This is a genomic window from Streptomyces sp. NPDC093065 (genome assembly GCF_044754585.1).
In the GTDB taxonomy this organism is placed as follows: Bacteria; Actinomycetota; Actinomycetes; order Streptomycetales; family Streptomycetaceae; genus Streptomyces.
Genome location: NZ_JBIVPJ010000055.1, coordinates 1 through 8,315, shown reverse-complemented (window position 1 = coordinate 8,315; position 8,315 = coordinate 1). Strand labels below are relative to the sequence as shown.

The 8,315-nt window shown below is 67.8% G+C and carries 8 protein-coding genes and 1 pseudogene; 5 read left to right on the top strand and 4 right to left on the bottom strand.

What is annotated here, in order from left to right; genetic code table 11:
- Nucleotides 1-191: 191 nt before the first annotated feature.
- The 3 genes from trxA to ACIQFU_RS38500 form a co-directional block, all read right to left on the bottom strand.
- Nucleotides 192-560, bottom strand: coding sequence for a thioredoxin (gene trxA / locus ACIQFU_RS38510; protein ID WP_402558038.1), 369 nt, complete (start codon nt 558-560; stop codon nt 192-194).
- 147 nt (nt 561-707) lie between these two features.
- The gene (locus ACIQFU_RS38505; protein ID WP_402558037.1) at nt 708-2,321 is read right to left on the bottom strand and encodes an MFS transporter; all 1,614 of its coding nucleotides are present in this window, start codon (nt 2,319-2,321) and stop codon (nt 708-710) included.
- Nucleotides 2,322-2,456: 135 nt separating this feature from the next.
- The gene (locus ACIQFU_RS38500; protein ID WP_402558036.1) at nt 2,457-3,461 is read right to left on the bottom strand and encodes an NAD(P)/FAD-dependent oxidoreductase; all 1,005 of its coding nucleotides are present in this window, start codon (nt 3,459-3,461) and stop codon (nt 2,457-2,459) included.
- Nucleotides 3,462-3,553: 92 nt separating this feature from the next.
- On the opposite strand from ACIQFU_RS38500, the gene ACIQFU_RS38495 reads away from it, so the two are divergent.
- The 5 genes from ACIQFU_RS38495 to ACIQFU_RS38475 all read left to right on the top strand — a co-directional run bounded on the left by ACIQFU_RS38495 (nt 3,554) and on the right by ACIQFU_RS38475 (nt 7,750).
- Nucleotides 3,554-4,168, top strand: coding sequence for a helix-turn-helix domain-containing protein (locus ACIQFU_RS38495; protein WP_402558035.1), 615 nt, complete (start codon nt 3,554-3,556; stop codon nt 4,166-4,168).
- Between the two features lie 130 nt (nt 4,169-4,298).
- On the top strand, nt 4,299-5,171 hold the full coding sequence (locus ACIQFU_RS38490; RefSeq protein ID WP_402558033.1) for a class I SAM-dependent methyltransferase: 873 nt from the start codon (nt 4,299-4,301) through the stop codon (nt 5,169-5,171).
- Between the two features lie 182 nt (nt 5,172-5,353).
- On the top strand, nt 5,354-6,160 hold the full coding sequence (locus ACIQFU_RS38485) for a DUF1684 domain-containing protein (protein ID WP_402558032.1): 807 nt from the start codon (nt 5,354-5,356) through the stop codon (nt 6,158-6,160).
- A 49-nt stretch (nt 6,161-6,209) separates the two neighbouring features.
- Complete coding sequence (locus tag ACIQFU_RS38480; protein WP_402558030.1) at nt 6,210-6,587, top strand: nuclear transport factor 2 family protein; 378 nt, start codon at nt 6,210-6,212, stop codon at nt 6,585-6,587.
- Between the two features lie 179 nt (nt 6,588-6,766).
- Nucleotides 6,767-7,750, top strand: a complete 984-nt coding sequence (locus ACIQFU_RS38475; RefSeq protein ID WP_402558028.1) for an IS481 family transposase — start codon at nt 6,767-6,769, stop codon at nt 7,748-7,750.
- 9 nt (nt 7,751-7,759) lie between these two features.
- On the opposite strand, the pseudogene ACIQFU_RS38470 reads toward ACIQFU_RS38475, so the two are convergent.
- Nucleotides 7,760-8,224: pseudogene (locus tag ACIQFU_RS38470) on the bottom strand (IS5 family transposase); the annotation flags it as partial.
- Between the last annotated feature and the right edge of the window lie 91 nt (nt 8,225-8,315).

Sequence of the window (8,315 nt, the reverse complement as noted above, 5' to 3'; positions counted from 1 at the left end):
AACGGCCGGATCCGGCCCCACATCGCATCGGTGATCACTAATCGGACGGACACATCCGATCAACGGACCAATCCATCAAAGAGACACGCGCTAGGTGTATTGACCACAAGCGTTGTTGACACGTGGTGCGAAGCTCCGCGGCGTGCGATGCATGTGCTTGAGCGCGTAGGGCGGAGTTCGGGTAGGGGTGCCTACTGGCTCTTGTCTGCTGCGGTGCTGGAAGCGTGCACTTCGTCCATGTCGAGGCTGCGCACCTGGTGGATGAGGTTGTCGAGTGCTACCTCGGGCAGGGTGCCGGCCTGACGGAAGATGGCGATCTGTTCGCGCACGATCATGAGGGTGGGTATCGACGTGATCTCGAATGCCTGCGCCAGTTCTCGCTGTGCCTCGGTGTCGACCTTGGCGAAGACGACGCCCTCGTGCTTGTCCGAGACCTGCTCGAAGACGGGCCCGAACTTGCGGCAAGGTCCGCACCATTCGGCCCAGAAATCGATGATCACGAAGTTGTTTCCGGAGGTGACCTCGTTGAAGTTGTCCGCGGTCAGCTCGATGGTGCTCATGGGTGCTACTCCTGCATGTGCTCGGAGGTATCGGGTTGGGCTGGGGCGCTGCGCGGCCGTCGGGCACACCGTGAGGTCGCGGTGTGCCCGACGGCCGTCTGCCGTGCGGGATGCGTCGTGCTCCGTCCGCACGGAGTTCCTGCGAGGTCAGCGAGCGGCGACGTTGTCCGCGACCCCGGTCTCGGGGGCTGCCTCGGCGTCGGACTCGAGGGGTGTGGTGTTCTTCGGGCCGCGCAGGGCGACGTAGAGGAGCAGGGCGGCCATGACAGCGGCGCCGACCCACATGGATTGCTGCCAGCCGTCGACGAAGGACTGCTGCGCGGCGTGGATCAGGTCCTGGGTGCGGCCGCCGGTGGTGGGCGCAACCTCGATGGCGTTGGCGATGCCCTCGCGTGCAGTGTCCGCGGCTTCGTTGGGGATGCCGTCGAGCTTGCCGTCGATGGCGCTGCGGTAGCCGTTGGCCAGGAGCGCGCCGAGCATCGCGACGCCCAGGGCGGTACCGAATTCGCGGGTGACGTCGTTGAGTGCGGAGGCGACACCCTGCTTGGCGCGGGGCAGGGAGCTGGTGATGGCCTCGGTGGACGGCGTCATCGAGAGACCCATGCCGATGCCCATGGCGAGCATGCCGGCCAGGATGGACAGGTAGCCGCCGTCGACGGACACGAACAGTGCCATCAGCGCCAGGCCGAGGGTGGCCAGGGCGACGCCGACGGTCATGGTGGGGCGGGCGCCGATCTTGGCGGCCATCTTCGGGGCCAGGCCGGAGGTCATCATCATCATGACGGCCATCGGCATCATCGCCACGGTGGACAGCAGTCCGGACCAGCCGAGTACGGCCTGGAAGAACGGGAAGAGGACGACGGCGATGCCGGCCTGGACGCCGAAGACGACGAGCAGGGTGATGGAGCCGCTGGCCAGGCCGCGCTCGCGGAAGAGGCGCACGTCCAGCAGGGATGCGTCGCGGCGGTGTAGTTCCCAGGCCACGAAGGTGATGGCGGCGACGACGCCGACGGCCAGGCTGATCAGGGTGGTGGGGGCGGTCCAGCCGCGCTCGGGGCCTTCCTGCAGGACGAAGATGAGACCGATCACGGCGATGGTGGAGACCAGGGCGCCGATGGTGTCGAAGGAATGGGTGGAGCGTTCGCGGGAGTTGGGCACCGTCTTCAGTGTCATCGCCAGCGCGACGACGACCAGGACCACGGGCAGCACGAATAGCCAGCGCCAGTCGGCGACGTCGACCAGCAGGGCGGAGAGGAACATGCCGAGGATGCCGCCGCCTCCGGCGACGCCGGTCCACACGCCGATCGCCTTGCCGCGCTCCTCCTCGGGGAAGGTGGAGGTGATGACGGCGAGAGTGATCGGCATGATCATCGCGGCACTGATGCCGGCGGCCACGCGCGCGGCAATCATGACCCCGGCCGACGGGGCGAATCCCGCGACGACGCTGGCGGCGCCGAAAATGATCAGGCCAGTGATCAGCATGGGCTTACGGCCAAGACGGTCACCGACGGCACCGAGCGGCAGCAGCAGGGCGGCCAGGGCGAGGGTGTAGATATTGATGATCCACAGGACGGTGTTCTGGGAGGCGCCGAACTCGACGGCCATGTGGGTCTGGGCGACGTTCAGCCCGGATACGGAGGCGATGACGGCCATCAGCGCGATCGATACGGTGATCAGGATCGCGCGCAGCTGACGCGCATCCGGCGTTCCCCCGCCGCCTACCGGCGCGGCCGCCGTCTGATGAGGCTGATTGATACTCATGGTTTCCTTCCCAAAAGGGCATGCGGGATCAGCGCCGGGGCAGGGCCGGTCGCCAGGTGGGTGAGATAGGGACGTGCTCACCGCGCGGACTGCTGGATGGCGGTCGCGCGGTTCTTCCGCTGCGGGGCTTACGTGTCAGCCGGTGGTCTTTTGTGCGGCGGCGAGCGCGGCGTCGGTGTCCGCAGCGGCCAGCAGGGCGTTGATGTGGGAGCCGGCCAGGGCTCCGGCCGCGGCGGAAGCGCCAACCTGGGCGGTGAGGTCGGTGGCGTTGCCGGCCACCCACACGCCCGGAATCTCAGTGGTGCCGGCCATGGCGGAGGCGAAGCGGCGGCCCATGCTGTCGGGCAGGTCCTCCATCAGCAGCTTCAGCCCGTCCAGGCCCTCGGTGCGGGCCTGCATCTGAGTTGCCACGGCCAGAATCCGCCGCGCCACGAAAGTGCCGTCGGTCAGGCGGACGCCGGCGAGGGCGCCGTCGTCGTTGACGACTTCTTTGACCTCGGTCTCGATGATGCGGATGCTGCGGGCGGCGAAGCGGGCGCGGGTGTCCGTGTCCAGCTCGGTGCCGTTCGTGAAGTAGATGAGGTCATCGGTCAGCTGGCGGAACAGCCAGGAGTGGTGGACGGAGGCGGGGCCGGTGGAGAGGATGCCGATGGGCTCGTCGCGCACCTCCCAGCCGTGGCAGTAGGGGCAGTGCACCACGCTGTGGCCCCAGTGCTGGGCCAGGCCGGGCACCTCCGGAAGCACGTCGCGCAGACCGGTGGCCACCAGCACCCGGCGCGCCGTCAGCGTACGGCCGTCGGCCAAAGTGACGGTGAACCGCAGATCACCGGCCGCTGAGGGGGCGGCGGGTTCGGCCCCGGATACTTCCCCGAAGACGATCCGGCCGCCGTACTGGCGTACCTGCTCACGTCCGCGCTGGAGGATCTCGGGGGGCGGGGTGCCGTCGAGGACGATGAAGCCATGCATGGCTGCTGCGGGGGCGTTGCGCGGGGTGCCGCTGTCGATGACGACGACGGAGCGGCGTGAGCGGGCCAGCATCAGCGCGCCGTTCAGGCCCGCGGCGCCGCCGCCGATCACCACGACGCCCACTGGCTCGGTGGGCAGTGCGTCGCTCTCGTAGTGGGAAGTCTGCGCAGACATATCGCGCCCTTTCGTCGTACCTGGCCCCCGGTGCTGGACCATCTGTATTCGACGTTAAGCCCGCATTGCATCAAGGGCATATAATGTTGCCTATGACGCAAGAAGATGGGCAGCTGGACAGCCTCGTACGCAAGCGGATCCGCGCGCTGCGTGTCGCACAGGGCTGGTCCCTGGAGGAACTGGCCACCCGAGCCAACCTCAGCCAGTCCTCACTGAGCCGCATCGAGAACGGTCAGCGCCGCCTCGCCCTGGACCAGCTCGTCACCCTCGCCCGCGCCCTGGACACCACCTTGGACCAGCTCGTGGAGAACGCCGCCGATGACGTCGTCATCAGCCCGATGATCGACGGCATGCATGGTCTGATGCGCTGGCCCATAAAGGGCGACCCCGGCATGAGCGTGATGCGCCAGCGGATGACCGACCCGCCGCCCGACAACCCGGCCCGCATGCGCGCCCACCCCGGCCGCGAATGGCTCGTCGTGCTGTCCGGCACCGCCATCCTCCTGCTCGGCCACCGGCGCTTTCGCATCGAGGCCAACCGGGCCGCCGAGTTCCCCACCATGATGCCGCATGCCATCGGTGCCGAGGGTGGACCATGCGAGATCATGGGCATCTTCGACAGAGACGCCCGCCGCGGCCACCAGAAGGACGCCAGCGCCGACGGCTCCGAAGTCGACTGCGGAGGCGCCCAGGGGCCCTGCGAATAACGGGCCGCAGCCCTGCCAGAACCCTCGGCACGGTGGGCGATATTGCGTGATGGGCAGCACACCAAGCCACCTTCTTGCGCATTCCGCAAGCATTCGTGCTGCAGGCGCATGTCGGGTTTACGGTGAAGCCATGACCCCAACGCATCAGCACACCCCCCACCACGGTGAAAGCGGTCACCACCCCGGCCACAACAGCGATCGGGGTCAGGCGGAGATCCTCGATCTGGATGCCGAGGTGCTCGCCGAGCACATAGCGTCCATCACCGGTTGGCTGCCGCTGAAGAGCGAGCCGCGCCAGATAGTGGACCTGGGCTGCGGCACCGGCGCAGGAACCTTCGCGCTCCTCGAGCGTTTCCCCGACGCGCACGTCACCGCCGTCGACACCTCAGCCGGGCACCTCCAGCTCCTGCGCGAGAAGGCATGCACCCGCGGTAGTGAGGGGAGCGTCCGGACCGTGCAGGCCGACCTCGACGCCGATCACTGGCCCGACCTCGGCACGCCGGATCTGGTGTGGGCCTCGGCCTCGATGCACCACATGGCCAACCCCGACCGCGCCCTGACGAGCGTCCGTGAACTGCTCGCACCCGGTGGCCTGTTCGCCGTCGTCGAGCTCGCGGGCTTCCCCCGCTTCCTGCCCGCAGGTGCCCCGGAGAGCCGGCCTGACCTCGAGGAGCGCGCACATGCCGCGACCGACAGCTTCCACGCCGAGCACGTTCCGCACCGCGGCGCCGACTGGGGCCCGATACTGACAGCCGCCGGCTTCACCGTCGAGGACGAGCGCACCATCACCGTCAACATCGAAGGTGCGCGCAGCGAAGCGATCGGCCGCTACGCCCACGGCAGCCTGCAGCGCATCCGCGGCGTCGCCGCACCCGCCCTCAGCCCCGAGGACCTCGCCGCACTCGACGAACTCCTGGACACCAGCAGCCCGAACAGCCTTCTGCACCGCGAGGACCTCGCCGTACGCACCGAGCGCACCGTCTGGGCCGCCCGCCGCGCCTGAACACCCGGCTAGGCACCCCTGGTTGCCTGCCGGGCAGCCTCAGCACCCAATTACTTGCCTCATACGCAACCACAGCCTGCGCAGCACCATGCGCTTCGTTGGGCTGAGTAACCATGCCCGCGCACGCTCGCGCAGTGCTGTCGCCGCGACCCCGAAGCGCGGCGGAAAGGAAAGGGAGCATCATGACTGCACCGCAGATCCCCGTCGAATACGAAGCCTGGCGCCAGGGCCGGTGGGAAGAGATCGCCGGAGCGAACGGCAAGGCCACCGTCGTCGCCAACGCCAAGATCACCAACCCGGGCCCTCACACGCTTCCCGGCATCCCCGGCGAATGGCGCACCACCGAAGCAGGCGACCTGACCGTGACGGCCAAGGCCGGCGACGGCGTACAGGTAGCCGACAGCCTCGTCGACGGAACGAGCCCCGTTCCCTCCGGCGGCTCCCTGGAATTCCCTGACAACCGGGGCGGCTTCGCCAGCGGCGCGGATGGCTCCTACAGCCTGGTCGTCATGGACCACGGCCGCGTCGAGCGCACCGGACTCACCGGCATCGACACCTTCCCCTACGACCCCGCCTGGGTCTTCGAAGGCCAGTACCGAGCAGCTCCCGAAGGGCGTCGCATCGAAGTGGGGCGGTTGACCAGCCCACGCAGCACCGAAGCCATCCTGGCGCCCGTCGACCTGGCCGTGACCATCGATGACACCGAATACGTCCTGGCCGTCCTGCAGGACTTCCCCGGCCAGCGACTGGTGATCTTCACCGACGAGACCAACGGCGATTCGACGCCGCCGATCGGCCGCTGGCTGGTGATGCCGCTCCTGGAACCCGGCAGCACCCTGACGGTCGACTTCAACAAGGCCACGCTCTCGCACCACCACCTGAACCCGGATGTATTCGTCTGTCCGCTCTCGCCGCCTGGCAACCACCTGCCGACGCGCATCGAGGTCGGCGAACGCGCCCTGATCCACGCCGCTGTCGGCCAGAGCTGATCTGCCTCACTCCTGCCGGAACCCATCACTCGTATCGAAGGAAGACCGCATGAGCCAGGACCTGAAGGACAAGGCCGTCACCTACCTCCGCGCACTGGAGAACCGCGACTGGAAGACCGCTCGTGCCCTGTGCGCCGAGACGGCCATCGTCTGGCACAACGGCGGCAAGGGCGAGCAGTCCATCGAGGAGAACATCGCCGGAATGGAAGGGCAGATCGAATCCATCGAATCGATGCGCTACGACATCCTGCGCCAGCTCTCCCAGCCGGGCGAAGTCCTCCAGCAGCACGTGGTCCACGTCGCCACCACCAACGGCATGCGCGGCGAGGTCCACGCCGCCGTCTACTTCGGCTTCGACGACGCCGGACAGATCAAACGCATTGAGGAGTACGCCAACTTCATCCCGGTTGGCGGTCAGGACGGCTGACGGCGACACCACGGCGCACAGTGCGCAGCGCTCAACCTTGAAGGGGCCCACCTGCTGCCCGGGGCCGTCGAACCGGTGGTCGACGGCCCCGGGCAGTAGCTGTGCTCCCCACCAGGGAGCGAAAACCCATAGCAGCACCCAGACAGTCCCTCAGATCCCGCACCACAACAGAGGTCTTCGTGTCTCGTCCACATGCCCGGCTGACCGTCCACGGCAGACGGCTTCTGATCGACAGAGTCCGGGCTGGCCGCCCCGTCGCCCACGTGGCCGACGAGATGGGCATCTCCCGCACCACCGCCCACAAGTGGGTCCGTCGCTGGCGCGCCGAGGGCGACGCGGGACTGTACGACCGTCCGAGCCGACCACGGACCACCCCGCACCGTACCCCCGCCGACGTCGAGGAACAGGTCTGCGCGCTGCGGCGAGAGCGCAAGCTCGGCCCCGCCCGGATCGGGCCGATCGTGGGCATACCGAGCTCGACGGTCCACCGCGTCCTGACCCGTCACAGCCTGAACCGGCTGCGCTGGATGGACCGGCCCACTGGCCAGGTCATCCGCCGCTACGAGCGATCACGCCCAGGCGAGCTCGTCCACGTCGACATCAAGAAGCTCGGCAACATCCCCGACGGCGGCGGCCACCGGATCATGCCCCGCCAGCAGGCCCTCGCCAACCGGCAGGCCACCACCGGTGTACGCAAGGGCAGCAGTCCCGTGATCGGCTACAGCTTCATCCACACCGCCATTGACGACCACTCCCGGCTCGCCTACAGCGAAGTCCTCACCGACGAACGCAAGGAGACCGCCTCCGCGTTCTGGCGGCGCGCAAACGCCTTCTTCAACACGCACGGCATCACCGTCGAACGCGTTCTCACGGACAACGGCTCCTGCTATCGGTCTGGGCTGTTCGGCCGGACTTTGAGCGCGGCCGGCATCATCCACAAACGCACCCGGCCATACCGTCCGCAGACGAACGGCAAGGTGGAGCGGTTGAATCGCACCCTGCTCGACGAATGGGCATACGTGCGCCCCTATTCCAGCAATGCCGAACGCACCGATGCCCTGGCGGACTTCCTGCACACCTACAACTACCACCGGTGCCATACCGCGCTCGACGGGCAGCCGCCCATCAGCCGTGTCAACAACCCTGCGGGTCAATACATCTAGGGTCCGTCTTCAAACGGATCTTGCCCAGAGCAGGAATGACGCGAGACTGACCGCTGCTTCATAGGAAGTAGCGGTCTTTTCGTATCTGGTGGCGATGCCGCGGAAGCCCTTGAGACGGTTGAAGCAGCGCTCGATCGTGTTGCGCCGTCGGTAGGTCTCCCGGTCGAACCCTGGCGGTCGGCCGCCGTGGCCACCGCGCCTCAGCCGGTGCCGCCGCTGGTCGGTCTTCTCGGGGATGGTGTGCGCAATGCCGCGTTGTCGCAGGTAGGCATGGAAGCCTCGGGAGCTGTAAGCCTTGTCTGCGATGACCCGGTCGGCGGGCCTGCAGCGCGGCCGGCCCGGGCCGGTGCGCGGAACCCGGATCCGTTCCAGCAGAGGGCGTGCGCAGACGCTGTTGTGGCGTTGGCCGGGTGTCACCAGGAGCGCGAGCGGGCGGCCCTTGCCGTCGCAGGCAAGGTGGATCTTGGTCGTTAGAGATCATCTCATTTGGTTCGTTAGACTCGTGGTGTGTCGAAGATCGTTGAGCGGCTGGTGCCAGACGAGTTGTGGGACCTGTTCCAGCGGG

Coding starts and splice junctions, on each gene's coding strand:
- trxA (WP_402558038.1), bottom strand. CDS start 560: ATGAGCACCATCGAGCTGACCGCGGACAACTTCAACGAGGTCACCTCC.
- ACIQFU_RS38505 (WP_402558037.1), bottom strand. CDS start 2,321: ATGAGTATCAATCAGCCTCATCAGACGGCGGCCGCGCCGGTAGGCGGC.
- ACIQFU_RS38500 (WP_402558036.1), bottom strand. CDS start 3,461: ATGTCTGCGCAGACTTCCCACTACGAGAGCGACGCACTGCCCACCGAG.
- ACIQFU_RS38495 (WP_402558035.1), top strand. CDS start 3,554: ATGACGCAAGAAGATGGGCAGCTGGACAGCCTCGTACGCAAGCGGATC.
- ACIQFU_RS38490 (WP_402558033.1), top strand. CDS start 4,299: ATGACCCCAACGCATCAGCACACCCCCCACCACGGTGAAAGCGGTCAC.
- ACIQFU_RS38485 (WP_402558032.1), top strand. CDS start 5,354: ATGACTGCACCGCAGATCCCCGTCGAATACGAAGCCTGGCGCCAGGGC.
- ACIQFU_RS38480 (WP_402558030.1), top strand. CDS start 6,210: ATGAGCCAGGACCTGAAGGACAAGGCCGTCACCTACCTCCGCGCACTG.